General features: G+C 45.4%; 27 protein-coding genes. 7 read left to right on the forward strand and 20 right to left on the reverse strand.

Features of this window, described 5'->3' with window-relative positions:
* The first annotated feature begins 178 nt into the window (after positions 1 to 178).
* Positions 179 to 1189: a phosphotransferase gene (locus tag AC2TF5_RS21250; protein WP_491299113.1), complete on the forward strand. Its 1011-nt coding sequence runs from the start codon at positions 179 to 181 to the stop codon at positions 1187 to 1189.
* 226 nt (positions 1190 to 1415) lie between these two features.
* Here the strand turns inward: AC2TF5_RS21250 and AC2TF5_RS21255 are convergent, their stop codons facing one another.
* The 3 genes from AC2TF5_RS21255 to AC2TF5_RS21265 all read right to left on the reverse strand — a co-directional run bounded on the left by AC2TF5_RS21255 (position 1416) and on the right by AC2TF5_RS21265 (position 4857).
* Positions 1416 to 3146 carry a proline--tRNA ligase gene (locus tag AC2TF5_RS21255; protein ID WP_491299114.1) on the reverse strand — a complete coding sequence of 577 codons (1731 nt, stop codon included), beginning with the start codon at positions 3144 to 3146 and terminating at the stop codon, positions 1416 to 1418.
* Between the two features lie 348 nt (positions 3147 to 3494).
* Positions 3495 to 3800: an ArsR/SmtB family transcription factor gene (locus AC2TF5_RS21260; RefSeq protein WP_241932568.1), complete on the reverse strand. Its 306-nt coding sequence runs from the start codon at positions 3798 to 3800 to the stop codon at positions 3495 to 3497.
* A complete protein-coding gene (locus AC2TF5_RS21265; protein WP_491299115.1) occupies positions 3754 to 4857 on the reverse strand; it encodes a flavin-containing monooxygenase in 1104 nt (367 codons plus the stop codon). Before AC2TF5_RS21265 ends, AC2TF5_RS21260 begins: the two co-directional genes overlap by 47 nt.
* Positions 4858 to 5083: 226 nt before the next feature.
* On the opposite strand from AC2TF5_RS21265, the gene AC2TF5_RS21270 reads away from it, so the two are divergent.
* Genes AC2TF5_RS21270 through AC2TF5_RS21280 form a run of 3 tightly spaced genes read left to right on the forward strand, consistent with a single transcriptional unit; the run spans position 5084 to position 7411 of the window.
* A complete protein-coding gene (locus AC2TF5_RS21270) occupies positions 5084 to 5332 on the forward strand; it encodes a FeoA family protein (protein WP_491299116.1) in 249 nt (82 codons plus the stop codon).
* The gene (locus AC2TF5_RS21275) at positions 5329 to 6075 is read left to right on the forward strand and encodes a FeoB small GTPase domain-containing protein (protein ID WP_491299117.1); all 747 of its coding nucleotides are present in this window, start codon (positions 5329 to 5331) and stop codon (positions 6073 to 6075) included. Before AC2TF5_RS21270 ends, AC2TF5_RS21275 begins: the two co-directional genes overlap by 4 nt.
* Positions 6026 to 7411, forward strand: coding sequence for a nucleoside recognition domain-containing protein (locus AC2TF5_RS21280; RefSeq protein ID WP_491299118.1), 1386 nt, complete (start codon positions 6026 to 6028; stop codon positions 7409 to 7411). Before AC2TF5_RS21275 ends, AC2TF5_RS21280 begins: the two co-directional genes overlap by 50 nt.
* A gap of 59 nt (positions 7412 to 7470) precedes the next feature.
* Here the strand turns inward: AC2TF5_RS21280 and AC2TF5_RS21285 are convergent, their stop codons facing one another.
* The 3 genes from AC2TF5_RS21285 to AC2TF5_RS21295 form a co-directional block, all read right to left on the reverse strand.
* On the reverse strand, positions 7471 to 7734 hold the full coding sequence (locus tag AC2TF5_RS21285; RefSeq protein WP_491299119.1) for a hypothetical protein: 264 nt from the start codon (positions 7732 to 7734) through the stop codon (positions 7471 to 7473).
* Positions 7735 to 7901: 167 nt separating this feature from the next.
* Positions 7902 to 8651 carry a YheC/YheD family protein gene (locus AC2TF5_RS21290; protein WP_491299120.1) on the reverse strand — a complete coding sequence of 250 codons (750 nt, stop codon included), beginning with the start codon at positions 8649 to 8651 and terminating at the stop codon, positions 7902 to 7904.
* Between the two features lie 217 nt (positions 8652 to 8868).
* Positions 8869 to 9093, reverse strand: coding sequence for a helix-turn-helix domain-containing protein (locus AC2TF5_RS21295; RefSeq protein ID WP_208915358.1), 225 nt, complete (start codon positions 9091 to 9093; stop codon positions 8869 to 8871).
* A 278-nt stretch (positions 9094 to 9371) separates the two neighbouring features.
* On the opposite strand from AC2TF5_RS21295, the gene AC2TF5_RS21300 reads away from it, so the two are divergent.
* The 3 genes from AC2TF5_RS21300 to nagA are packed head-to-tail and all read left to right on the forward strand — an operon-like array spanning position 9372 to position 12163.
* On the forward strand, positions 9372 to 10247 hold the full coding sequence (locus tag AC2TF5_RS21300) for a MurR/RpiR family transcriptional regulator (RefSeq protein ID WP_491299121.1): 876 nt from the start codon (positions 9372 to 9374) through the stop codon (positions 10245 to 10247).
* 3 nt (positions 10248 to 10250) lie between these two features.
* Positions 10251 to 10979, forward strand: coding sequence for a glucosamine-6-phosphate deaminase (nagB, locus tag AC2TF5_RS21305; protein ID WP_491299122.1), 729 nt, complete (start codon positions 10251 to 10253; stop codon positions 10977 to 10979).
* A complete protein-coding gene (nagA, locus tag AC2TF5_RS21310) occupies positions 10976 to 12163 on the forward strand; it encodes an N-acetylglucosamine-6-phosphate deacetylase (RefSeq protein ID WP_491299123.1) in 1188 nt (395 codons plus the stop codon). The genes nagB and nagA overlap by 4 nt, the downstream gene beginning before the upstream one ends.
* 89 nt (positions 12164 to 12252) lie before the next feature.
* Here nagA and AC2TF5_RS21315 read toward each other — a convergent pair whose 3' ends face one another.
* The 14 genes from AC2TF5_RS21315 to AC2TF5_RS21380 form a co-directional block, all read right to left on the reverse strand.
* Positions 12253 to 13311: a YhcN/YlaJ family sporulation lipoprotein gene (locus AC2TF5_RS21315; protein ID WP_491299124.1), complete on the reverse strand. Its 1059-nt coding sequence runs from the start codon at positions 13309 to 13311 to the stop codon at positions 12253 to 12255.
* A gap of 98 nt (positions 13312 to 13409) precedes the next feature.
* Positions 13410 to 14432, reverse strand: coding sequence for a dTDP-glucose 4,6-dehydratase (gene rfbB, locus AC2TF5_RS21320; protein WP_491299125.1), 1023 nt, complete (start codon positions 14430 to 14432; stop codon positions 13410 to 13412).
* Between the two features lie 4 nt (positions 14433 to 14436).
* Entirely contained in the window at positions 14437 to 14994 is a 558-nt protein-coding gene (gene rfbC, locus AC2TF5_RS21325) for a dTDP-4-dehydrorhamnose 3,5-epimerase (protein ID WP_491299126.1), read from the reverse strand.
* An 87-nt stretch (positions 14995 to 15081) separates the two neighbouring features.
* Positions 15082 to 16257 carry an ATP-grasp domain-containing protein gene (locus AC2TF5_RS21330; protein WP_491299127.1) on the reverse strand — a complete coding sequence of 392 codons (1176 nt, stop codon included), beginning with the start codon at positions 16255 to 16257 and terminating at the stop codon, positions 15082 to 15084.
* Positions 16254 to 17387: a DegT/DnrJ/EryC1/StrS family aminotransferase gene (locus tag AC2TF5_RS21335; protein WP_491299128.1), complete on the reverse strand. Its 1134-nt coding sequence runs from the start codon at positions 17385 to 17387 to the stop codon at positions 16254 to 16256. Before AC2TF5_RS21335 ends, AC2TF5_RS21330 begins: the two co-directional genes overlap by 4 nt.
* Before the next feature lie 27 nt (positions 17388 to 17414).
* Positions 17415 to 18443, reverse strand: coding sequence for a glycosyltransferase family protein (locus AC2TF5_RS21340; protein ID WP_491299129.1), 1029 nt, complete (start codon positions 18441 to 18443; stop codon positions 17415 to 17417).
* Between the two features lie 20 nt (positions 18444 to 18463).
* Entirely contained in the window at positions 18464 to 19627 is a 1164-nt protein-coding gene (locus tag AC2TF5_RS21345) for a glycosyltransferase family protein (RefSeq protein ID WP_491299130.1), read from the reverse strand.
* Between the two features lie 43 nt (positions 19628 to 19670).
* Positions 19671 to 19922, reverse strand: coding sequence for a hypothetical protein (locus tag AC2TF5_RS21350; protein WP_491299131.1), 252 nt, complete (start codon positions 19920 to 19922; stop codon positions 19671 to 19673).
* Positions 19923 to 19942: 20 nt separating this feature from the next.
* Positions 19943 to 21268, reverse strand: a complete 1326-nt coding sequence (locus tag AC2TF5_RS21355; RefSeq protein WP_491299132.1) for a glycosyltransferase family 2 protein — start codon at positions 21266 to 21268, stop codon at positions 19943 to 19945.
* A complete protein-coding gene (locus AC2TF5_RS21360) occupies positions 21265 to 22302 on the reverse strand; it encodes a GT-D fold domain-containing protein (protein WP_491299133.1) in 1038 nt (345 codons plus the stop codon). The genes AC2TF5_RS21355 and AC2TF5_RS21360 overlap by 4 nt, the downstream gene beginning before the upstream one ends.
* A 117-nt stretch (positions 22303 to 22419) precedes the next feature.
* On the reverse strand, positions 22420 to 23556 hold the full coding sequence (locus AC2TF5_RS21365) for a CgeB family protein (RefSeq protein ID WP_491299134.1): 1137 nt from the start codon (positions 23554 to 23556) through the stop codon (positions 22420 to 22422).
* 39 nt (positions 23557 to 23595) lie between these two features.
* Positions 23596 to 24306, reverse strand: coding sequence for a sugar phosphate nucleotidyltransferase (locus AC2TF5_RS21370; RefSeq protein ID WP_491299135.1), 711 nt, complete (start codon positions 24304 to 24306; stop codon positions 23596 to 23598).
* A gap of 30 nt (positions 24307 to 24336) precedes the next feature.
* Positions 24337 to 25065 carry a glycosyltransferase family 2 protein gene (locus tag AC2TF5_RS21375; protein WP_491299136.1) on the reverse strand — a complete coding sequence of 243 codons (729 nt, stop codon included), beginning with the start codon at positions 25063 to 25065 and terminating at the stop codon, positions 24337 to 24339.
* Positions 25066 to 25076: 11 nt separating this feature from the next.
* A complete protein-coding gene (locus AC2TF5_RS21380; protein WP_491299137.1) occupies positions 25077 to 26219 on the reverse strand; it encodes a glycosyltransferase family 2 protein in 1143 nt (380 codons plus the stop codon).

The raw sequence follows: 26219 nt of genomic DNA on the forward strand, positions 1-26219 counted from the left end.
AAACCTTGCATCGCTCCGTCCTGATCATCGTTTCAACGATCAGAGCTGCATAGAATGAATATAGAAGCGGGTAATAACGTAACCAGCGTTGTTGCCCGCTTTTTTTGATTATAAGAAAAGGTTTGAGTGATTTGGTGTAGAAATTCATTAACAAAGAGCAAAGGAAGGTGATAGCGAAATGGATCTGCAACTCACTGAAAAACAGGTAAAAGAGTGGGCTGAAGCAAACTCATATTCATTAGGGTTAAGTGGCTCGAAAATCGAAGCTAAGTATATTTGGAATCCAGGAGGGTTTGTCAACCAGTCCTATCGCTTATCTGACGGCGAAACGATTCGGCATGTAAAACTCGTACAAGAACGAAAGACCCCTCATCTTAAACAATGGGCCAGGATAAGTGAGCATCTGACAAACAATTACAATGCTCCCCAGCTAATTGAAGAGGTAACACAAGAAATTATACCTGGCTATTCTTACGGTTTGGTGTTTGATTTTATTAAAGGAAACCCGCTAAGTTCCATCTCCAATCCAATACCAGTGATTGAAAAGGTCCTGAAAGCACTAAACCAATTACATACGGATAATGAGATCAAAACGATGATCGCAAGTGAAACTAAAGGTAAAGGTGAAGACCATTCTTATTCCGAGGCATTTATTGAGGAGTACATAACTCGATTCGAAGAAGACTTGCAAATCATTAGATCTGAAAAACATTTGCTTAACTTTGTGACAGAAGACTCATTGGACTGGTTCGATTCTGAAGTATATGCATTAAGACAAATTGTAAGTAAGAATCCTTCTTTTCAGAAGAAAGCGACTGATGTAGTACATAACGATATTAATTGGCAGAATGTCTTAGTAAATGAAAACCGTGATTTTTGGATTATCGACTGGGATGACTTAGCTGTAAGTGGAGATGCTGCAATGGATTACTCCGTGCTGCTTTGGCCGCTGTATAACACAAAAGATTGGCCATTTTGGAAAGATCAAGTTATTGGTTTAGCTGGCAATGAAATATTAGAACGGATTGAGTTTTATTTCAGAGCCAAACTACTTGATGACGTGATTGATGTGCTTGCAGATTATGTTGAAGCAGAGAATATACCAGAAGTGAAAGAAATGACACAGAAACGCGCAAAAGAAATACATCTTCGTGCTTACCCCGAATATCTTAGGCTATATGCAAGATAATATCTTAATCGTACCCGCTCAGTTAACAAAAACGATACCGTTGTCACGACAGCTGGTTTAGTCAATTTAGAAATTTGTGTGATATCACACTTAAGGTTTACCTATGACAAATATCGTTTTATGCAGAAAAATAAAGATAAGAGTACTATTAAGCACTCTTATCTTTGAAAAAAATCTTGATCAATTGCCACCTGTAACGGTGGTTTTTTGAATTGACTTACATCTATTATTGAAATGCAGCTTCTCGGATACGCCGGACTGCCTCCACTACAGGTAGATTCACTTTCTCGCCGTCCAAACCGACAAACTCCACCTCGCCCGATGCAGCTCCACGGCCAACGATAATGCGGGATGGAGCCCCTACCAGATCGGCGTCCTTAAATTTCACCCCGGCCCGATCATCCCGGTCATCCAGAAGCGTTTCAATGCCTGCGCTTGTCAGTTCACGGTAAATTTCTTCCGCCAATGCCATCTGAACTTCATCCTTTACAGCTACCGGAATAACATGAGCCTGGAAGGGAGCCACGGACATCGGCCATACGAGACGTTCACCTGTAGTACTCTGCTCAGCGATAGCAGCCATGACACGGGATACGCCAATGCCGTAACAACCCATAATGACCGGCTTCTCCCGACCATCGGCATCGACATATGACGCGCCCAAGGAGTCGCTGTATTTGGTTCCTAGCTTGAATACATGTCCGAGCTCGATTCCCCGGTGAAATAACAACGGCTCTCCGCAGCGGTGACAGCTGTCACCTTCAGCTGCATTCCGGAAATCTCCGGTATGGTCCAGTGAAAAGTCAGCTCCAGGACGAACATGCAATAGATGTGTATCAGCCTCGTTCGCTCCGGTGATCCCTTCCAGCATGGAAGCAACCTCGGTATCCACCAGCAGCTGCAGCTGCTGCGGCAGTCCTACAGGTCCAGCAAAACCGACAGGAGCACCCGTTACGAGCTGCACCTCCTCAGCGTCCGACAGTTCAACTGTCTCTGAAGAAGTATAAGACTTCACTTTAACCTCGTTTACTTCACGGTCTCCGCGTACAAGTACCGCAACCACCTTGCCATCGGCCTTGTACAGAAGCGTTTTGATCAGCTGTTCAGGGCTCACTTGCAAAAACTGTACCAAATCTTGAATACTCTTCACATCGGGAGTTCGTACGGTTTCCATCGCTGGTAGCTCAATAGTACCTTCGCCTGCTGATGTGCTCTTGCTCTTTCCCTGCATAACCGTTGCCATCTGCGCCTGCTCCAGGTTGGCCGCATACTGACATGAGCTGCAAGATACGATGGTGTCTTCCCCAATTTCAGCCAAGGCCATAAATTCATGAGTCTCGCCTTGTCCACCAATTGACCCCGCGTCAGCTTCCACTGCCCGGAAGTTCAGACCGAACCGCCTAAAGATCCGCTCATATGCGTTGTACATATTCCGATATGAAACGTCCAACCCCTCCCAGTCACGGTCAAAGGAATAAGCGTCCTTCATCAAGAACTCCCGACCACGCAGCAGTCCGAAACGGGGACGTCTTTCATCTCGGAACTTCGTCTGAATCTGATACAGATTGACCGGCAGTTTACGGTACGAGGAGATCTCTTGGCGCACCAGTGATGTAATAACCTCTTCATGTGTAGGCCCAAGCACAAATTCCCTTTCATGACGGTCATGAAGCCGGATAAGTTCAGGCCCGTAAACTTCATATCTGCCGGACTCCTTCCACAGCTCAGCAGGTTGAACTGCTGGCATATGGAGCTCCTGCGCGCCGGATGCATCCATCTCCTGACGGATAGTGCCTTCGATTTTACGCAGAACACGCCAACCAAGTGGCAGATAGGTATAGATTCCGGAAGCTGTCTGGCGGATATATCCTCCCCGGAGCAGCTGCTGATGACTGAGCGCCTCTGCTTCAGCCGGCACTTCGCGTAAGGTAGACATAAATAATTGACTTTGCCGCATGTCTTTCATTCCTCCTCTTCTTTCGTGAAAACACAAAAAAGCACATCCGTCATAAGGGACGAATGTGCTCGTGGTACCACCCTGTTTCAATCTTCCACCCTTTGTTCAGGGGAAAGATCCTCTTGACGGCGGTAACGGGCCGTACCGGCTCCGCAGCATAGCAGCGCAGCAACTACAAGGGAGGAAGAGCGCAGTCGTACATGAAAGCCTTTCAGCCAAGGGCCTCCTCTCTGTTACGCCGTATCTGCGGACTTATGTCCTTGATCAAGGTTGTTCACGGAATTCATTTTTCAATACGTTACATCCGAAAGGTCGATATGTCAATAGTACCGTTATCACAGTGTACTCTTAGCACGAGATATGCTCCAACACCTGGCGCAATATACCAATGACATGCTCATCCTGATACGTATAATAATACGTGTTTCCATCACGCCGATATTTAACCAGTCGTAAGCTGCGCAAATGGCTCAGTTGATGTGATACCGCAGACTGGCTCATTCCAAGCACCTCGGCAATATGACCGACCGGACACTCCTCCTGAGATAATAAATGAAGAATCCGGATCCGAGTAGGATCGGATATCGCTTTAAGCAGGCGGGAGGCTTCAAGTGCTTGTTCCTCCTGCAAAAGTTCGTGCATCTCTTTTTCCATGTCTTTCCCTCTTTTCATTCATAGCGTCCACGATTATGCGGGCATCCCATCCGACCCCTGCAAGCAGAGCCGAACCTCTGTGGGTTTGCCACGGTAACCCGACAAAATATAGATGATCTACCGGACTGACTCCACGGGAGTGGAGAACCTGTCCATCACTGTCCAGAGCTCCTTCGATATGAAGCCAACTGTAGCGGGATTTAAACCCCGTAGCCCAAATAATGTTACGAACCGCCAGCTCCGAGCCATCCTGAAAAAGGACCCCGAAGTCACTCACATCCACGGTTCTCTTTTTTAAGATCACTTTACCGCACCTGACCGCTTCTTTCAATTCATATCCGAAAATCGGATCACCTTGTCTCCGTAGCCGCCTTCCGATCCAGGACGAAGATGCTGCCTTCAATATACCTAGAGTGTCCATCCACCAAAAAATGCTCTTGGTTCCGATCTTAAGCGGCAAATATCTCGGCTGCTGACCAAGCGCCAGGTAGGTTTTCCGTCCCTCTGAAAGCTCTACCGCAATTTGAGCACCGCTGTTGCCTCCCCCAACGACGAGTACATCCCCTTCCTGAAGCTGTGACGGGTGTCTATAAGAGGAAGAATGCATCTGGATAATATCATTTGGCACCTCCTGCGAATACGCCGGAACGTTCGGCTGTTGAAACGGACCTGTCGCGATGATCAGATTCTTGGCCCGGTACTGACCCTGGCTGCTGTCTATTATAAAAGTGCCCTGCTCTTTACGTACAGAAGTGACGTCTGCTCCGAATTGAATAGGAAGCCCAAAATGCACTGCATATTTTTGCAAATATAAAGACATCTCGTTCTTGTCCGGAAATCCGTCCAACTCCCCTTCTAATGGAAGCCCTGGAAGTGCACTGTGAGACCTTGGCGTAAACAATCTTAGCGATTCATATCGTCCCTGCCATACTTCACCTGGTACCGTACTACGGTCCAGTATCAAAAAATTATTATTCTCCACACGACTGCGGCTTAACCAATATCCTACAGCCAAACCCGCCTGTCCTGCGCCAATGACTATCGTGTCCCATACCATAATTATCACCACAATCTATATTTGTAATTGCTCATATATAGATACACAATATAATTAAACAGACGTAAACAAAAATTATATAAAAATTGAAGAGTTCCTCTTTTTAAATGAAAAAGTATGGGGCTTTCCGTTGACATTATGTCGGAATGAGCATAATATAAACCTAAAGTTGCATTCAGGAAACAATATGAGCTCGGACCAATTAAATAGGAAGAGGTTAAACTTTATGGACGAGACAAAAAAATATCAAAATCTACACCAAGCTGCGCTCGGACAGCGGTTTCTGGTGAAAAAGGTGGCTATCCAGGGTGAACTTAAACGGCGGCTTCTGGATCTTGGATTCGTACAGGATTCTGTCATCGAAGTGCTCAGAGCAAGCCCTATGGGAGATCCCATCTCATATAGAGTGGCAGGCACAGTCATTGCATTACGGAAAGAGGAAAGCCAGTTGATATATGGTGAGGTGATATCATGAGATCTTTTACCATTGCTCTAGCAGGAAATCCCAACACCGGAAAAAGTACGCTGTTTAATGCTCTGACAGGGCTAAAGCAGCATACCGGTAACTGGTCCGGAAAAACCGTTAGCCTCGCAAGCGGTTATTATGAATATAAAGACGCCCGGTTCGAGTTTGTGGATCTGCCCGGAACTTATTCCTTATTCTCCAACTCCTCGGATGAAGAAGTAGCACGTGATTTTATCGTATTTGAGAAACCTGATGTCACGCTGCTCGTTCTTGATTCCACCGCACTGGAAAGAAGTCTCAATCTGGCCCTTCAGGTGCTTGAGATGACCGATCGCGTGATCATTTGTTTAAATCTGATGGATGAAGCGAAGAAAAAAGGGATTAAGATCCATGTCGGGAAGCTTTCCAAAAAACTCGGTGTCCCGGTTATCCCTATCTCAGCAAGAAACAACGAAGGATTAGATGTATTGTCAGACCATTTACTCAGAATGTGCTCGGGCGAAATCCAAACGACTCCTTACCGAATGAAATACAACGAACAGCTTGAAAGTAATATCGCCAGATTAGAGAGCGAAATCACAGACATCGTTGGGAGTGACTTTCCAACCCGTTGGCTAGCGATTCGATTTCTGGACGGCGATAAGAAACTGATTGCTACACTGCAAGACAGAATCTCCGCTCAAGAAAAAGGAGGTGTACAGCATGGAGCAGCTAAAGCGATTAGAAGCTCTAACAGCCACCATTCCTACTGACCAAATTGATGATGTCCGTGAGACGATTGTCGGGGATTTGTTCAAAAAATCCAGGGAACTTTGTAATGAAGCTGTTACGGTGACTGACAAAGACCGCCTGTATCGTTCAGAGCGGCTGGACCGTATCTTCACCTCCAAAGTGTGGGGCTTCCCCATTATGCTCGGACTGCTCGGCATTTTGTTCTATCTGACAATTGCGGGAGCTAACGTGCCATCCTCTATGCTTGCTAGCTTTTTCGGATGGGTGGAAGGGTATTTGACGCTCGGTTTCGAGGCTGTAAATGCGCCTGCATGGCTCCACGGTGTGCTCATTCTCGGACTTTTTAGGGGTACCGCATGGGTGGTGAGCGTCATGCTGCCTCCGATGGCGATCTTCTTCCCGGCGTTTGCCCTTCTTGAAAACTACGGATATTTGCCAAGAGTCGCCTTCAACCTGGACCGGTTATTTAAGAAGAGCGGCGCCCACGGCAAGCAGTCCCTGACGATGGCGATGGGATTCGGCTGCAACGCCGCGGCCATCATGTCTACTCGGATTATTGAATCTCCCCGGGAACGGATGCTGGCGATTCTGACCAATAACTTCGTTCCGTGCAACGGACGCTGGCCGACACTGATACTTCTTTCTTCTCTGTTTATGGCCGCTGGATTTTCCGGTGGAACCCAGACTCTTGTTACGGCTTCTGTTGTCATGGGAATGGTTCTGATCGGTGTTGTTGTCACGTTAACTGTATCGTGGGTGCTATCCAAAACCGCATTAAAGGGTGTGCCTTCTCACTACACACTGGAGCTTCCGCCATACCGGAAACCTAAAATCTTGAACACGATCCTTCGGTCTACATTGGACAAAACAGTGTATGTTCTCCGGAGAGCCGTCATCGTAGCGGCGCCTGCAGGCGTCTTGACCTGGATCCTGGCCAATATCAATATTGGTGACACCAGCATTCTGCTGCATTTTGTCGGCTTCCTGGACCCGTTCGCCCAGGCGCTCGGGCTAGACGGATTCATCCTATTGGCTTTCATCATCGGACTGCCAGCCAACGAGATCGTTCTGCCCATTCTGCTCATGGGTTACTTGGCTACAGGTTCGTTGACCGAAGTTGAGGATATGTTTGCGCTGAAGCAAATTTTCCTGGATCAAGGCTGGACGTGGCTTACGGCACTGAACATGATGCTATTTTCGCTTCTTCACTACCCTTGCGGAACGACCCTCGTCAACATCTACAAGGAGACCAAGAGCAAGAAGTGGACATTTCTCTCCTTTGCGATTCCAACTGCCATTGCCATTGGTGTGACCTTCATCGTGGCTCAGGTCGTTCGGGCCATGGGCTGGGTATAAAAATATTAAAAAGGCAACCAGATTATCCGTTATTTCGGATTTCTGGTTGCTTTTTTGCTTCATACCGGATAAAGCTCCTCATGCTTCTCTGCCGTCCGTTTGCATTCTTTGCACAATCCCCTAACGATTCCTACATCATTGGAATAGAACGTTATAGGCTGCACCTTTTTGCATCGGCTACAGACCTGCCCCCCGGCATTCCTTTGTTTTTTCTTCTTATGTAATGAGACCACATTACTGTGCTGCCTCCTGGATAATAATGAATACTTCAGAACCAGTAGGATGATGGCTACAATGATGACAAAAAGTATAATCAGCTTCATCTCTTATCCCCTCCCCTACCAATATACCATTACAAGTACGACGGAATAAAGGAGTCCCCTAAATCAAAAAGAAGCCGTGATATACACGACTTCTAATGAGCTAATGTTCTTGTCTTATGCCAATATTAATATTACTGCCACAAACCTCCGTAGTGTTGGGGAATTGCTCATTTTTTGCTCCTTGCTTCTATTAGCTTCTTTGCATGAAGATACCTTCGGTATTGGACGGGATCAAACTTCCTCAATCCGTGAAAGTTCGGTTTAGTGTTAGCCTCGATAAACCATACCTTTCCTTTCTTATCGATGCCCATATCCAATCCGACGATTCGAAGAGGGAAATAAGAGCCCAATTTACGTGCGACTTTGTAGGAGACTCCGCTTAACTTCTTTAGGACCCTGGATACTTTTAGCGGTTGGTCGGCTCCTCGAAGGATTTCCTTTATTCTCGCATCCCGGGCTCCTTTTGCCACATTAGTGACGATGGAATTGGACCTTGGTGCAACCTTGGCGCTCATCCAGGTAAGCAACCACCGGTCGGAGGGTTTCTGGAGAACAATCCGCAGATCAAAAGGTTTTTTTCGATAGGTTGCCAGTGCGATCCCCTGCTGGATAATATACTTTTTATTACGACGCATTCTCTTTACTACTTCGGATACGATTCTTGTATTGGGGCACATTTTAGACGTGGCTTTGAACGAAATCAAGCTTTTGGAACTATTGAGCCTCTTGACCCGGATTATCCCCGTTCCCGCAGTACCTTTATCGGGTTTGATATATAATACAGGGAAGGCCCTGAGCATCCTGGTAAGAGTGGCATCATGATACCACTGGGTTTTCGGAACGTGACGGGACAGGACGTGATCATTTAGCAAGGGCTTCCCTTTTTTCATTTTGCTACTGATGAATTTGTGTTTCATTAATCCACCTCCTTCCCCACATTATTCGGGATCACTTATCTGGATGACGGCTAATATCCTTTCTGGTTAAATATCGCTTATACTACTTTACCCGATTGCTAATTCTCCACCATAAATGTTTTTCCCGATAAAGATTTCCTCCACACAAAAAAGCCTTCTTTTCCCCGCATAGCGGTTAAAGAAGACTCTCGTCGTGCAGGGTCGAGTTGCAAGGACGTTATATCTTTAGCTCTCCTAGTTTAATCAATTCTACAACGGCTTGCGAACGGCCCTTGACGTTCAATTTTTGCATAACATTGGAGATGTGGTTACGCACCGTTTTCTCGCTAATGAACAACTGCCCGGCGATGTCGCGAGTGGTTTTGTCCTGTACCAGTAATTCAAACACTTCACGTTCACGGTGGGTTAACAAAAACTTGCTACTATGGTCATTCCCCTTCAATGGTGTCACCCCTCCTTGCCCGGGTATGTGTGGTCTAACAAGGTTAAGGGATACAGTCAACTCATAGTATGTTAGAACAGGAGTGAAGGTGCGGAGTGTAATACAAATTGGGCTAAAATTCTGGACAAGAGGTTTTTTATCCTTGATTCCTTCAAATCCATCATCTATGATGAAGATATAAAAATAATTTTCTTATTTAGTGGGATAATAACAAAATAATTTTCACGACAACATTTTCCAGTTCAATCACTTGATTCCACTATTAAAGGAGGCCTGTGATGGCACCAATCCTGCATATTATCGCCGTGGAAAAAGATCGCCTGCCCCGGCAGGAGCGGCGGCTTGCCGAGTTTATAATGGATGGCCCTTCAGAAATCGTTCATATGGGCATCAAGGACCTGGCAGACCAGTGCGATGTGAGTGCCGCAACCGTAACCCGATTTTGCAAGCATTTTGATTGTAAAGGGTATCCTGATTTCAAGGTCAAACTCGCCGCAGAAATGGCTCATGCCGAAATGACATCACGTTCAGGCAATACAAGATATCAGGATATCGTGGCTGGAAACCCGCTGGCTGACATCGTACAGGCGATTGAAGCGAACCATATGACTTCGATTCAGGATACGACCTCGCTGCTGGATTTAGGGCAGCTAGAACGCGTGGTTGACGTACTGTGCCGGTCTAAGCGTATTGATCTGTACGGTATTGCCACCTCATCTATTGTCGCTCAGGACTTTTACCAGAAGCTGATCCGGATTGGAAAGAACTGCACCGCATTTGCTGATTCGCATATGCAGATCACCTCAGCGTCAACCCTGACGTCTAACGACACGGCCATCGCTATTTCATATTCAGGTGAAACACCAGAAACGATCGATGCTCTGTCCTGCGCCAAGAATGCCGGCGCTTTTACGATTAGTATTACCTCGTATAGAAGCAGCGTTCTGTCGTCCTTATCCGATATTGCGCTGTATTCATCTTCCCTGGAGGAAGGTATGCGACGCGGGGACATGGCTTCACGCATCGCTCAGCTTCATATCATCGATATTTTGTTTATGGGAATGGCCAGCCGGGACTTCTCCACCTATGTTCCCCGTCTGGAGCAGTCATATCATAATGTACAAAATTACCGCAAAAGCCGAGGAGGTCAATAATCAGTGAACATCTACATTTTCGAAAATGAAGAGGGCTTCGTACAAACCGCAGCCAATCAAATCACCAGCCTGTTGAATACCAATCCCTACGCCAAACTAGGTCTAGCTACTGGAAGTACTCCCGTACCACTATATGCCAAACTTATTGAGTTGCATCGTCAAGGTCTCGTAAGCTTCGCCGGAGCAACAACTTACAATCTGGATGAATACGTAGGACTGCCCGAGAACCATCCGGAAAGCTACCGTACGTTCATGAACGAGAAGTTATTTAACCATGTAGATATCAACATCGCACAGACGCATGTGCCTAACGGAAATGCAGCTGACCTTGAAGAGGAATGTCGTTCGTACGACCAGATGATGGAACAAAATGGTCCGATCGATCTTCAGCTGCTTGGTATTGGCCACAACGGCCATATCGGCTTCAACGAGCCGGGAGATGTCCTTACCAGCGGTACGCATGTTGCCCCGCTGCAGGAGAAGACACGTAAAGCCAACGCGCGATTCTTTCCATCGATCGACGATGTACCAACTCATTCCGTTACAATGGGTGTTGGATCGATTATGAAAGCCCGTCAGATCATGCTGCTGATTCGTGGTGAAGACAAGGCAGAAATCGCACAACGTGCATTAACAGGACCGATTACTACAGAGTGTCCGGCATCCTTGCTTCAATGCCATCCGAATGTAATTGTGCTGCTGGATCAAGGCGCAGGGAAATTTTTCAAATGAGCAGTGCAGCCGAAACCAAGTTGACACTGTTGTATGGTAAAGCATTAACTCCTGAGGGCTTGCAGGAAAACGGCGTGCTCGCTATGCGCGGCGAACATATCGTATTTGCGGGTGAAGTCTCAGCTCTCCCTGCTGATCTCGATCAATCTGACGCAACTATAATCCGGGAATCCGATGGATATATAATTCCCGGTTTTATCGATATTCATGTTCACGGCGGTAATGGTGAAGATTTCATGGATTCAGATAAGGAAGTACTGGATACGATTACTTCCTATCACTGTTCACAGGGCACAACAGCTATGCTGGCCACAACCATGACAGCACCGAAGAAATCGATCGACTCCGTTCTTAAAGAAGTAAATGAATACCGCCAGCAAGGAATGCCTTATACTCGTCTGGAAGGAGTTCACCTGGAAGGTCCGTTTATCAGCCCTAAATGGCCGGGTGCTCAAAACCCCGAGCATATCGTCACAGCCAACATTGACTGGCTAGAGGAATGGGAGCAAGCTTACCCGGGTCTTGTAAAGCAAGTTACGCTCGCCCCTGAACGCGAAGGTGCGCTAGAAGCGATAACCTGGCTCAAGAACCATAGTATTGTGGCTGCTCTTGGTCATACGGATGCTTCTTATGACGAGGTGTTAAAAGCTATTGATGCCGGGTTAAGCCATGGTGTGCATACCTTTAACGCCATGACAGGTCTACATCACCGCAACCCGGGCACTGCCGGAGCTATGCTCAGTGACGATCGTCTCAGTGCTGAAATCATAGCAGACGGCATTCACGTTCATCCGGCAGGTGTGCGCATTTTGGAACGGATGAAGCAAGGACAGAACCTGATTCTCATCACGGACGCGATGTCTGCTACTGGAATGCCTAACGGAGAATATACCTTGGGTGATCTTCCGGTCATTGTAAAAGATGGTGTAGCTACACTGAAGGGCAACCGTGATAGCCTTGCAGGCAGCACACTGACGATGATCAAAGGCTTCCACTTCCTGATCCGCGAAATTGGACTCAGCATGGAACGTGCATCCGAAATTGCCAGCTTGAATCCGGCCAAACGGCTCGGTATCGACCACCGTACCGGCTCCTTTAAAGAGGGCTATCAAGCTGATGTGCTCCTGTTAAATTCCGACTTGGATATCAATGGAGTGTGGGTACAAGGTAATCGTAAATATTAAGAAGTTAATATTCCTGCACGGAAAAATCAAAAAGCTCTTGCCGGCAATGGCAAGAGCTTTTTGCATCAAGATCCCAAGAATAACTGATATTATCGGTTAGCCCGGTTATACATACCATCATCACGGTAGTTTACGCCGTCACGGTGCATAGTGCCGTCATGCACACCAGTACTCAAAGGGAAAAGACGGTTGATGTAGGCTCCTACATTACGTGTAATATCACCCGTTGTTCTAGCCGCATTGTTAACAATGTTGCCTCCTGTTACATTCTTTCCACCATAACCGGCCGAATGGTTATAGAAATCAGAATCTGAGGATACATATACCTGATTACAAGCAGGATCCGCGCTACGAACTTTGCTCTCTACAGCGTGACGGATATCCTGAGGAATATTCTCGTTAGTTACATTTGCGTGACCGTCCGTACCGCTCATCATACCGTATCGCCCAGTTGTGCCATCTGTACGATGTGTTCCCATCAGGCCTGTACGGTTAGTCCCCATTGTATTAAAGCCTCTTACGCCAAAATTACCGTATCCGGTACTACGGCCCAGTCCTGTGTTGTTATCAAGTGTTCCCGGTGGATTTGTTCCCGATGGATGCACCGCGGATGGATTCGTTCCTGATGGATGCATCACCGATGGATTCGTCCCAGAAGGATGTGTTCTCAATGGATTGGTCAATCCACGCAACAAACCCGCACTGCCTGTTCCTGTGGTACCATAAGCACCGTCGGTACGACCTCTAGTTGTCCCGTATGTTGACATCGGACCCGTTCTTCCCGTACTCATGCCAGTCATATTGCCGTCAGTTCTGTGTTGAGTGTTCGTTGACAGTGCCACATAAGCCTTATTATTGGCAACAAATACATGCGCATCATGCACACCTTTGACTTTGGAGACTTTCCTTGACAGCTCTGGACTGTATTTCAGATTCGTTAGATCATGCTGCGTAGCATTGGCATTGTAGTTGTGGGTTCTCAAGTTGTTGGTTCCCAACATGTTAACGCCAGTACGTCCAGTATTTTTCGTGGTAATGTTATTAGTACGTGTTGTGTTCCCAGCAGGGGTTCCGCACCCCGCTAGCCCGGCAATGCTGACGATCATTGCGGCCGACAGTGTTAAGCTGAGGGCTTTGGATTTGATCATGATTCATCCTCCATCTCTATAATAGGTGTGTACTGACACCGTATAGGATGACCTCCGTTAGAAAACGTATGCTGAAAGGTTTTGGCATTGGGCCTCACTTATCCACTATCCCCCACTTGTTTCTTGTATTCCTTATCCACATGGTTCGCATAATTACCTGAAATCACTTGGTCCAACCATGTAACGTTATCCTGATACCATCGAATTGTGTTTCGAATACCGCTTTCGTAATTGTATTTCGGATTCCAACCAAGTTCATTCCGAATTTTGTCCGCATTAATGGCGTATCTACGATCATGGCCCAGACGATCAGCGACATGACAAATCAATGATTCAGGCTTGTTCAGCACTTCCAATATGGTACGGATAACCTGCAGATTATTTCTTTCATTATGTCCGCCAATATTATATATCTGTCCATCCTTCCCCTTGCGTAAAACCAGATCAATCGCTCGGCAATGATCTTCTACATACAACCAGTCACGAATATTCATCCCATTGCCGTAAACCGGAAGCGGTTTGTTTTGCATTGCATTGTATATCATAAGGGGAATGAGTTTCTCCGGAAATTGATAAGGACCATAATTGTTCGAACAACGGGTAATATTAACCGGCAAACCAAACGTTTCATAATAGGCACGCACGAGTAAATCTGCGCCAGCTTTACTTGCAGAATAGGGGCTGTTAGGCTGAAGAGGTGTATCTTCGGTGAATAAACCAGTGTCTCCCAGTGTCCCATATACTTCATCTGTTGATACCTGAACAAATTTTCGGACGCCATACTCTTTAGATAAATCCAGAAGTGTCTGAGTTCCTAACACATTGGTTTTGACAAACAATTCGGGCTGTACAATACTCCGGTCAACATGCGATTCAGCCGAAAAATTGACCACAGCATCAATCCCCTCCTTGAAGAGAGGCTCTAATGATGCCCGATCAGCAATATCCGCCTTCACAAATCGGTACTTCGGATGTGGTAAAATATCTGCCAGATTATACAGATTCCCAGCATACGTTAATAAATCCACATTAATCATTTCATCCTGTGGATATTGAGTCAGCGTATAGCGAATAAAGTTACTGCCTATAAATCCCGCGCCTCCGGTTACAATAACTTTCATACCCTCACCCTTTGTAGTCAAAATTGATTTCTGCCGCCACTAAAGGCGGATGCTTCGAATCCTTATCTGAAAGAATAGGTTTATAAACGGGCCATTCGATGTTCAAATCTGGATCATTCCAAGCAATTCCGCGATCATGTTCAGCAGAATAATAACCATCGACCTTATATAGAACTTCACAATCGGGCACAAGAGTGCAAAAACCATGGGCAAACCCTTGAGGAACAAGCAGTTGCCGGTAATTGGATGCAGACAGAACAAAGCCTTCCCATTGACCGAAAGTAGGCGAACGTTTTCGAATATCAACAATGACATCAAAGATCGCACCTGTCGTCACGCGAACCAGTTTCGTTTGCCCTTCAGGAGCCAACTGATAATGAAGCCCTCTAAGGACTCCAGCTTCGCAGGACAAGGAGTGGTTATCCTGAATAAAGTTATAACTAATACCGGATTGCTTGAGTGTTTGTTCGTTGTAACTCTCTAAAAAAAATCCACGATGGTCGAGATGAACCGTCGGTTCAATTAATTTCGCTCCATTCAGCTTTGTATCTATAATCTTCATTATTTTCCTCCGATGCAGTTAGTCATGTATCATCTGTAAAAAAATCCCGATCATCATTGAGAGGATCGGGATATCCATTGTTTATCATCACTTTAATTGTACGTCTATATTTCCTTTAACTTCATTCAATCGATTCATAACCTCATCTAAGCGGCCGCCTTTGACGATAATTTGCCCGATCCGATCCGTACCCACTCGGAATTTGTTTATTTTGTCACCTATATTATAATCAAAAGATATTTGAATAATATCTTCATGACTGGCGTTCCCATTCACAAGTCCAGTAATTTCACCCTCCTTGTCGGAAATCAAGAGTTCACAAGCACAGGGTTGAAAAGACTCGATAGAAAAACTAGGTTTCATATGGAGAGCAGCCCTAACCATCTGTTCATAATAATCGAATCCATAAAAAGTAGACACGAGTTCTGGTAAACAAGTTGCTCCCGCTCTACCTCCAATTTCAAGGACAAATACCTTACCGTTATTTAAAATAAAATCCGCATTAATCGCGCAATTATTTAGCTGCAGTGCCAGAATGCTTTGCTTTAACTGAGAGAAAATATCTTGTTCCACGCCATCTGATAACTCATAAGGTACATAATGGCCGATAGGCACACCAGTGTCTCCATAAAACATAAGATCGCCGTGCGGCATAATAAATTGAATCTCGTTATTATACACAAAAGCTTGTGCTCCAAACTCGGTTCCTTCAATAAACTCTTCAACGATAAAAAAATCGAGGTTTGTATCTCTTCTCACTTTTTCGTATGCTTCATCCACTTGTTCTGTATTCGTTACCTTCACAATTCCCTTACTTCCTCCACTATCAACAGCTTTGAAAATGAGAGGCGGTGACAGCACTTCGAAAGCAGCATGGGCCTCCTCTTTATTTTTGACTTTTACAAATTTGGCGGTTCTCACGCCGTGGTCCATAAAAGCCTGTTTCATTTTCCATTTATTTGACGATAGCTGGGCAGACTCGTAATTCAATCCGCTGACCCCGATTTCTTCAACTACCTTACCAATCGACTTTACAGCCACATCCGTACCTGTCGTACATACTCCGTCGATTCCTTCAAGTCGGGCGATTTCTGCTACTTTATCTGTATTTGTTGTATCCTCATAATAAACTTTGTCAGCCCAAGCAAACCCTGGATAGTCTCCCTGCCTACTTAGAACAATGACGTACAATCCCATCCTTTTTGCTGTTTGGATTAATGGAAGCTGGGAGATGCCTGCACCTAATACCATCAGTTTTTTCATGGTTTAAACTCCCTGATGCGGCTTATGATCCGATCTTGGTCTTCTTCTGTTACATTCGGATGAATAGGAAGGGTAAGAATACTTTTCCAGATTTCAGAGGAAAGCGGAACGACCGCTTTTAAATGGAGATAGACGGGATGAAGATGACATGGATAATAATGAACACCTGTAGCGATGTTATGCTCTTGCAGATGAGTAATCATACGATCTCTCAAGGATTCGTCCTTGAATTTAATTTGGAACAAATGCCATGCGCTTTTCGTATCCGTTTGTTCCTGAGGAAGCTCGATCCACTCCAAATCTTTCAACTCCGACTGATAACGTTCTGCTATTTCCCTGCGTCTTCCGTTTAGCTGATCCAGCTTGCCCAGTTGAACCAGCCCAATGGCTGCCTGCATATCGTTCATATGATATTTGTATCCAACCTTATCAACGAAATACTGCCAAGCATACACTTTTTCATTGGATGACCGTATCCATGTATCACGTGAAATACCAACCCATCTCATCTCGCGTAGTTTTCGGTTCATCCACTCTGTATTGCAGGTGATAGCTCCCCCTTCACCACTCGTCAAATTTTTGACGGCGTGGAAGCTGAAACAAGTAATATCGCTTATCGATCCGATTCGTTTCCCTTTATATTCCGCTCCGCAGGCATGCGCAGCATCTTCCACGACCTTGATTCCCTTCGATTGTGCTAACTCATGTATTGCGTCCATGTCGCAAGGGTGTCCCCCCATATGAACGACAATAATAGCTTTGGTCCTATCCGTAATTTTTCGTTCGATATCAGCTGGAGATATATTCATTGTAGATCTGTCGATATCCGCAAAAACCGGAGTCGCACCAACATAACTAACAGCGTGAACCGTGGATATGAATGTAATCGAAGGTACGATAACCTCATCACCGGGTCCAATTCCCAAAATGTCCATTGCCAAATGGAGAGCAGCCGTGCCGGAATTGAGTGCCACCGCAAAACGGCTGCCAACAAACTTCGCGAACTCTTGTTCAAATTGTTCGGTTTTAGGTCCAAGCCCAAGCCATCCGGAACGTAAAACTTCTGTTACCGCGTCGATTTCCTCTTGTCCGATGCTTGGTTGAAGAACGGGTATCAGTTTATGATCCAAGTAAACCTCTCCTTTCGTTATCTCCAGTTAATCCGACATTAAAATTTGTGAGCGCCACCGCTCGGCACAAGCTTCCACTGAGAAATTTTCCCGAGCTACTTTTTCCACATGATCTGCAATGTTTTTCCGCAGTTCCGGTTGTTCGATTAGCTCGACTATAGCCTTATACCAATCTTCGCTTGTTTCCGAGACAATCAGACCACTTTCTTTACCCTGAACCCATTCTTCGTAAGCAGGAGAGGAAGTGAAGATGCCCGGAATTCGGCAAGCTGAATATTCACGGAATTTATTATTACTCTTACAATCGTGCAGAAGTGTTCGCTCAAGCGGAGCCAATCCAATATCCCAGCTTGAACGGTAAAGACGTTTCAGAAAATGTTTATAATTTTCATCATAAGGTTCTGTGGACACCTGTGGTTTATCTTTAAGTTCTTCCGGAGCGTATCCACAAAACTCAATTCTTACTTTATCCCCATACTTCCTGATGACCTCATCAAGTGCCTTAATTACAGGTTCGAAGGCCACCGGTTTTCTCCCACCTTCATAACCAATAACAATTTTCCCCTCTGCTTTTCTGTTCTTTTTCAATCCGGATAAGATCGAAAAATCAACACTTCCTGGAAAATATACAAGTTTATTCGGTTTAAAATGCGTGTCGAGATGATTGGCAAAAAAACGTGAGGCGACTTTTACGGTTTGAGCGTTTTTAAGAAACTTAACATACGTCTTTCTTCGCGACGATTCATGATAATATCTCCCCATATCCGAAGCAGGGGGCATGGCTAAGAAATGATCGTCGATGGCATACACTGTTTTTTTTCCCATTTCACGGGCCATTTCAAGATGTTTATACGCTTCTGGCTGAACCGTGCGAAAGAAGATGACGATATCCGCTGCACCTAGTCTTGATTTGTCCACCTCATCGTCAGATCTGACTTCAAACCGGCATACTCCGCTTTGTTCAAGATGCCGGAGCGGCTGCTCAATGCCTATTTTGTAGGAAGCGATTTTTTCCGATCCGATGATGAGTACGTTCATATCTCCTCTTCTTCCCATCCCTCTCACCACCCCCTAATTTATATTTTTAAAATGAATTTCTTCCAGTTATCCAGACATGTATGGAGTGAAAAATGCTGTCTAACCGCCATCCCCGCATTTTCCTTGATACGCTGCCTCATCGGCGGATCTTCAATCATAGCCTTGATCCCGTCATACCAAGCCTTCTCAGTATGTTCAACAAGATAGCCTGTTTCACCCTGGGTGACCCAAGGAGCATAAGCGGGGGACTTTGAATAAATTCCTGGAATCTGGCAAGCGCCATATTCACGGAATTTATTGTTCGTTTTCCCCTTGTTAAAGGAGTTATTGTCAAGTGGGGCTATCCCGATATCCCAATTACACCGATTCAGTTCCTTCATGAAATCCTTGTATTCCATACCTCCCCCTTCATATTCAACGCTTGGATGATTGACGAAGGACGGAGGAAGGTAACCGAAAAACTCCAGCCTCACAAATCCCCCATAGTAGTCGAGAATCTTGTTCAGCGCCGGTATGACGGGAGCAAAATCCTCCTCTTTTTCGCCCCCAGCATAGCCGATTACAATTTGTTCCCGCTCCCGGTCCACCCTGCGCTGTTGATCGAGCCAGTCAAAATCAACACTGCCCGGAAAATATATAACATTCTTATTGAATCTTTCCTGAATATAGGTGCCAAGATCCGGAGAATCTACTTTAATGGTCTTCGCGTTTCTTAAAAACTTGATAAACGTCTCTCTCCGGACCGGATCGCAATAGTATTGTCCGACGGGAGTTGTCGGTTGAATTTCCAGAAAATTGTCATCGATTACATATACGGTTCGCTTCCTGAGTTGATGGGCCAACTCTAATAACGTATAGGCCGAAGGTTCGACATTGCGGACAAACACGATTGTGTCAGCAGCGGCTATCATTTCTCTACTCACTTCATGTTCTAACTTCATGTCATATTGTAAATTCTCGTGTTTTTTCAATGCGTTAAAAGGTTGGAGAACCCCAATCTCAAGGGAAGGAATCAATCCGGCTGCGATCACGAGAACATCTATTTTGGGGAGGTCCGATTCGATAACCGTCACTGCGTTATTAGAAACGACTTGGGCTGCAGTTCGCCCATGCAGGAAGCCCTCTTCTCTTCCTTTTTGAAAACCGTCGATACGTCCTTTTTGATAAGCGTTTAGGGTAACAGGGGGGCGTTTCTGTTTCATACGGCGTGTTCTGCTCCTCTGTTTTTTTCTCAGAGCCATCTTATCATTCTCCTTTATAAGCTTCTTGATGGCCGGCGTCCATACCCTCCGTATAGCCAACGTTAAATCCTTCATTGTAAGCTTCATCAAACCCCTTGTCATAGGATTGATTGTAGTCAACCGTTTGATGCTCAGGTGTGACTATATTCAGTTTTCTTCCAGATACCGCCCTCCTTCTTCCGGTCAATCTCCTTCCTTTTAACACTCTTCTTTTCGATCTAAACTTCACATTACGGCTTTTTATACCTCTTCTCATGGATTTCACCCTCTGCTCATTTAAATGTTATCTGCCTTAATCACCGGAGGCGGGATAACTGGTGCCCCCTCCTCGTAATCCCGAAGTTCATGAGGATTCACTAACAACGGTTCATAGAAGTCAAGATGCCAAACAACTAATGTATGTCGATTAAGAAATCGATGCAGCTTATTCCCTTTACACTGAAAGACACTGCCGTCCCGCACTTTCACTAGCCTGCCTTCTATATCTCTGCCGTCATGGAATGAATCATATACTGCCTTCATGCGACGATTCACTTCCTCCACAGAGATGGTTCCACCAAGTTGCCAATTGCGGAGATCGACCTGAGATACCCGAACGGCCTGAACTCCGCTTGTGCCATCAATCGGATAACGGCTCCCCTTCTCTATCCAATAAGTTCTCGAACCAGCTCCTTGCACGATCACACAGGTTGGGTACGAATCAATGGTTTGAAGGTTTGAGTTATCCATGTTACGCTGCCAATCAAGAAGCAGCATGCCATGAGGATCACTCCATTTATTGGAGTAAAAGTTCAGATTGTTAGCATATACTTGATCAAACCTGGAATTTAATGATTTCATGCTCACACTGCCGTAATGATGGATAAATGTATCTTTTGCGATGATAAGCTGCATCCCCAGAAGCCGGGCACGCAGTCCATAGTCGTCATCTTCACAATTCCCGATTTCAAAACCTTCATCAAAATAACCTAATCGGATAAAATCTTTCCGCCGGAGCAGCATGCAAAAACCTGTTAATCGGTTGGTTACGGACCAGCGCCGAGCATCAGATTGATTGTATAATTGAGAAAACTGCTGCATCTCCTCTGTATTCGTGTAACTGACATCGATTAATTGATCCCCACTGATGTAATTCGTCACAGGTCCGACAATTCCGAACTGCGAATTACTGAATAGACAGGCAAGTAAATTGGGCAGCCAGTTCGTGGTAACGACAGAATCATTGTTCAAGATCATCAAAGTTGTTCCCTTTGCCATCATAAGCCCCTCGTTTACTGCCCCTGCAAACCCCAAATTTTCTTGGTTGATCCGAAATCGGACCCCTTGAGCCGACTTAAGATACTCTGCGGTTCCGTCCACAGATGCATTGTCGATAATAATCAATTCATATGGCTCATTGGTATATCGGAGAATGCTTTCGATACACTCCTTCAAATAATGAAGCTGATTATAAGTCGGAATGATGATGCTCGTACCTTCAAAGTAAGTTGTACTGCGGATGGCTCCCTCTGTTTTTCCACGCCTGTACCCGTCCGCGTAACCAGTATCAAATCCTTTAAGGTAGCCATCGTTGTACCCTTGATTGTCATGCACCCTGTTCATAAGACTGACTCTCCTTGAGCTAATGAATCAGCCAGATGTCCGAAGTCAAGTGCAACTTTTCCTAACTCAGAAGCAATACGCTGAACAATGATCACAGCGGGAATGCCTGCTCCAACGAGTGCGATATCGAACTCACGGGCAGCCGATATTTCATCCATGACTCTCGGTATATCCCGTATTCCATCTACAGGGGTAACGACACCAGTCACGCGGATACCGCCCTCTTCAAGCACCTTCGAAAGTCCATGAGCCGAGTTTCCGACAATTAGAACACGATAGCCCGCAAGGATCCCCCGAATAAAACCTTCCAGATGCAATGCATAGTTAATTGTCGATAGAGTCAATTTCAGGTTTCGGTAATCAATGCCATGAGCCTTCAATACGGAAAACGCAAGAGGTTGAAAGTTGGATAGTCGCAATTTTGGAATTCCTACAATATCTGCTTTTCTAATAGCCGCAGTCAGCATATCCCGGGCCGTAAGATCCGGCAAATTCACACCGGAATAATTTAAAAAATGTCCTTCTTTCCGCACCTCTTCTTCACTCATCACAACTTCCTGTGCCAGCGTCAGCAATTCTCCATCTCCCAGGCGAATAACAGACAAGGATGAGCGCTTTTTCAGAGCACTCCTAATCATCCCAGCAACTTCCGTGGCACCGAGAAGTCTATAATTGTGCGAACTCATGTGCTTCATGCCAACTTCGATAATTTTTCGAACTGAAATTCCGGGGAGAATCTCGAGTTCTGGGAGGATGGAGTCCACAATACCCTCTCCTCCGTCATACAGCCCTTTTTTGTACTCATCGTCGGAGCTTTCATGTACGACTTTATCCGGCACCGGTTGCATCACCGGCACGGTTTGCATTGCCCTCATCCATGCCTCGTCATAACCGGAATCGTAACCTTCGTTAAACGAAGCGGACGCTTGCTCCAGCAACTTCTGTTCACAATCACAATCGGATGGTACGAAAACCTTGTTGGAGGATGTCCTCCGTTTCTTGGTGAATTCTCGCTTAAGAATGCGTCTCTTCACTCGCTTATGCTTTATTTTTCCTAAGCGCTGCCTTATGGTGATCACCCCATCTTACGCTCAATATATTCTTTTTAATCAATTAGGAAACGGGTATACCCATCCATTTTTAACTATCGGTTAAGGAAAAATGATGTCTAGCATGGAGGCCAATCTTTTATGGTAGGTATGATCCCTTCTCGTTCTCATCAAACTGTTAAAGGCCATTTGTTGCCGTTCTTCTTCATGCTGCAAATAATATTCAATCTTTTCTACCAGCTCATCATGAGAACCATAGGTTCCGATTTCAGTTCTCGTGGAATATAACTGACCTAGATCCGGACGAACATCGGACAATTGAAGTGTGGAGCAGCCAGCGATTTCAAATGTTCGCGGATTGACGGAAAGAGCCGGAATCTTACGTCCATTGGCATTAATCGTATCGTCATCTGCTGCGCGGTGAAGGTTAATTACAATTTTGGCTCCATTATAGTAACTAGCCGTATCCTCAGGAGTCATCCAATCGCCAAGCTTGATTTTTTCAGAAAGGAGGGAGTAGCTTTGCAGCCGATCCCACCACCATCCGGAGATAACTACCTTTTTATTGTTTAAAAACGGGGCGAGTCGATCGATTACCTCTACCCGGTTCCAATATGCAGTCCCAATAAAGCAGATGTCGGATTGATAAGAAGTAGGTACGTGTTTCGGATGAAATACTTTCGGATTAACCGCGAATGGAAGGTGATAAACATGCTGGCATCCTAACTTTCGGTAAAAGGAGAGGCAGCTTGATTCAAGCGTAAAAATATAATCGTATCGGGGCGCAATCGATACCGTCCAATCCGTGTAGTACGGATCGTCGGTAAACCAGACGGCCGTTCTAAACCCACTTTGTCTGAGCCCCTTGACGGTATCCGCTTCCAGGACAACTCCGTTAAGAGCGAGCACAAGATCGGGGTCCGCTTTTTTGGCCAGAGCAACTATGTCTTCCGAAGGATTAGCAACCGTAAGCTTTCGGACTAGATCCTTAAAAGCGTCAATCACCGCCTGGTCCAGTGCTGGATACGGAACACCGATACCCGCGGTCACATATAGAATATGGAGATCCCTGACGGGTACTTTGTCCTGCGGCAGTGTGCGTAGAGCGGCTTCAGAGAATCCGATCCGGTATCCCTCTCTCCGTCCCTGCTCAAAACCGTCCTCATATCCTTTTTGTTTCGCGGATTGCTCCGATAACCACGCTCCCTGCTGTAACAAATTCACTTCTGTTGTTTGCATGCAGTCAGGCCTCCGGATTCATTCTTTCTAACATTTCTTTCACTTCATGAGCCGGTCGCTGGCTTGATGCAAGGACTGGAAAGTTCCTGCATCCGTCCACCATCCGTCTAAGATGTCATATGCAAGTTGTCCCTCGGATGCGTATACGTTGTTAACATCGGTGATCTCCAGTTCGCCGCGACCGGAAGGTTTAATGGTTCGAATCTTATCAAAAACAGCGGTATCATACATATAAATGCCGGTTACACAAAAATCGGATTTGGGCTCTTCAGGCTTTTCTTCAATCGTTAAAATTTTATCTTCTTCCAGAATAGGAACTCCGTATCTCTTAGGATCATGTACTTTTTTCAAAAGTACCCGAGCACCCTCTGCCTGTCTACGAAAGGATTGAACGTAGGTTGTTAGAGGATCCTCGAACAAATTATCACCGAGTAGTACAACGAATTTTTCATCCGGCTTCATAATAGGTTCGGCGAGTGACAACGCTTGGGCAATCCCTCCGGCCTCTTCCTGAATTTTATAGGTGAGACGAACACCCCACTCCTTTCCACCGCCCAACAGTTCAGTGTATAAACCTGCAGAATGCTTGCCAATCACCAATAGAATCTCTTCGATACCCGCATTTCGCAGCTTCTCTACCCCGTGACAAATCATTGGAATTTTTCCGACAGGCAGCAAATGTTTATTTATTATTTTTGTCAGCGGGTAAAGACGGGTGCCGGTACCTCCTGCCAATATGACGCCCTTCATATAACCCTCCCTCTCTGCAAAGAAATCGACCTATACGTAGATCGTCGGGTCGATTCCCCATTTATCCATAAATTTTTGCCGATTACACTCGATAAGGCTTTTCACCTTGCTTGCATCCTGTTTGGCGAAGCTGGCACTTCCATGATGAAAAATAAATACATCACCCGCGATTCTAAACGTATATCCTGCCTGCCTCGCCCGATAACAGTAATCATCGTCTTCAAAATGGCCGGGTGAAAACCGTTCATCCAGCAATCCAATTTGATCCATTAACTCCCGTTTAAACAAGAAGCATAAACCGACTATGCGATCCACCTTAAGCCACTTTCGGGAATCCGGCTCATTCAGTTGTTGTGCCATCTCCTCCACATTGGTATACGGCATATCGATCTGCTGCTTGCCGCTTGCATAATTCGTCAATGGCCCGACAATGCCGATATCTTTATTACTGTATAGACAATCCAGCATGTTTTTCAGCCAATTCCGTGAAACGATAACGTCATTATTTAGAAGAAGGAGTGTATCACCGGTAGCGATTTTCAATCCTTTATTGCACGCTGCGGGAAAGCCAACATTATTTGCGAGTGAAATAAAAGTAACTCCCTCCTGCCGGCATATATCGACAGTTCCATCGATTGAACCGTTATCGACAACTATGATTTCATACGGTTGTTCTGTATATTGTTTAATGGAATAAATACAATCCTTAAGAAATTCCCTTCCATTATAAGTCGGGATAATAATACTCGTTTTTCTCATGCCATCCACCTTCATACCTTGGTTATTTGGCGGTGTCTGATCTGGTCCGGGAACGATAACCTTGAGCCTTTCAAATCGATTGCCGTTTTTAAAGCTTCGATATGGTCTCCTATGATCATGTCAGAAACGGCATTATAGGGACCAATATTTCGCGTTCTAAGTCGATTTCTTGTAATCACATCCACACTGGCGGGTGCGTTTATGGACAATCCCTTCTCCATAGCAATGACCTGCGCTTTCGGAGGAACCGCCAAGTTACTGTACCCAATTATACGTGCTGCTTCCTTCTTCATTGCATGTGGGACCGCAGTTAGCGAATTCGCTTCGAGATCCTCCCTAGACATCGACCGGTTTATAAATTCCTTGACTGTTGTCACGTAATCTCGACCGGAGAATAATCCAATGTAAGGAGAGATATTGTTTAATGCAATATCCATTCCTCTTTCAATGGCATCAATGAAAGGTACGAGATGCTCTGCCAGCACCGGAAAATCACCGTCCAGAAATAGTAAAATATCAGAATCGGCCAACTTTGCCCCTATCGCTCTGCCAACATCGTGACCCAAAGCTTGTTGGTAATGAACGATTACTGCATTCGATTGATTTCGGATCATTTCAAAGCTCTCATCCGTCGATCCGTTCACAACAAAAATAATTTCATGCAGTGTCATCCGATGCAGCTGTTCAATCACTTGAAGAATCGTATCTTTTTCATTCATGACCATGACGATCGCAGCTACCGTTTTATCTGTCGGAAGCAATATACGATTACCGAAATACAATTTTGAATGTTTACAATATCCTTCCGCAAATTTAGCAGCGGTAGCGTAGTAAACCGACCACGGCAATGGTTTTACAGACTGATACCAGCGATTCCAGCTCTTATTTACTTGTTGATAAGGACTCATCTCCTTTTCAACCGAGCGTAAGCTCTCTTCTGCGGTTGCTGCCTGATTACCCGCTATATAAGCTCTTTCCTTCCAATAGTTCGAGACCCTTTCTGTAATTAATTGCTTACTTGAGATTTGACGAAATTCAGTTTCATGATCGTAGTTCCGCTTTTTCTTTCTGATTGATTTTCTCGGTAGTTTAGATTTTCTTCTAAAAGAATTTGAGAAGCCCTTCGCTATTCGTCTCCGTTTTCTGTTTGCCAT

The sequence above is a fragment of the Paenibacillus sp. JNUCC 34 genome (assembly GCF_058269055.1).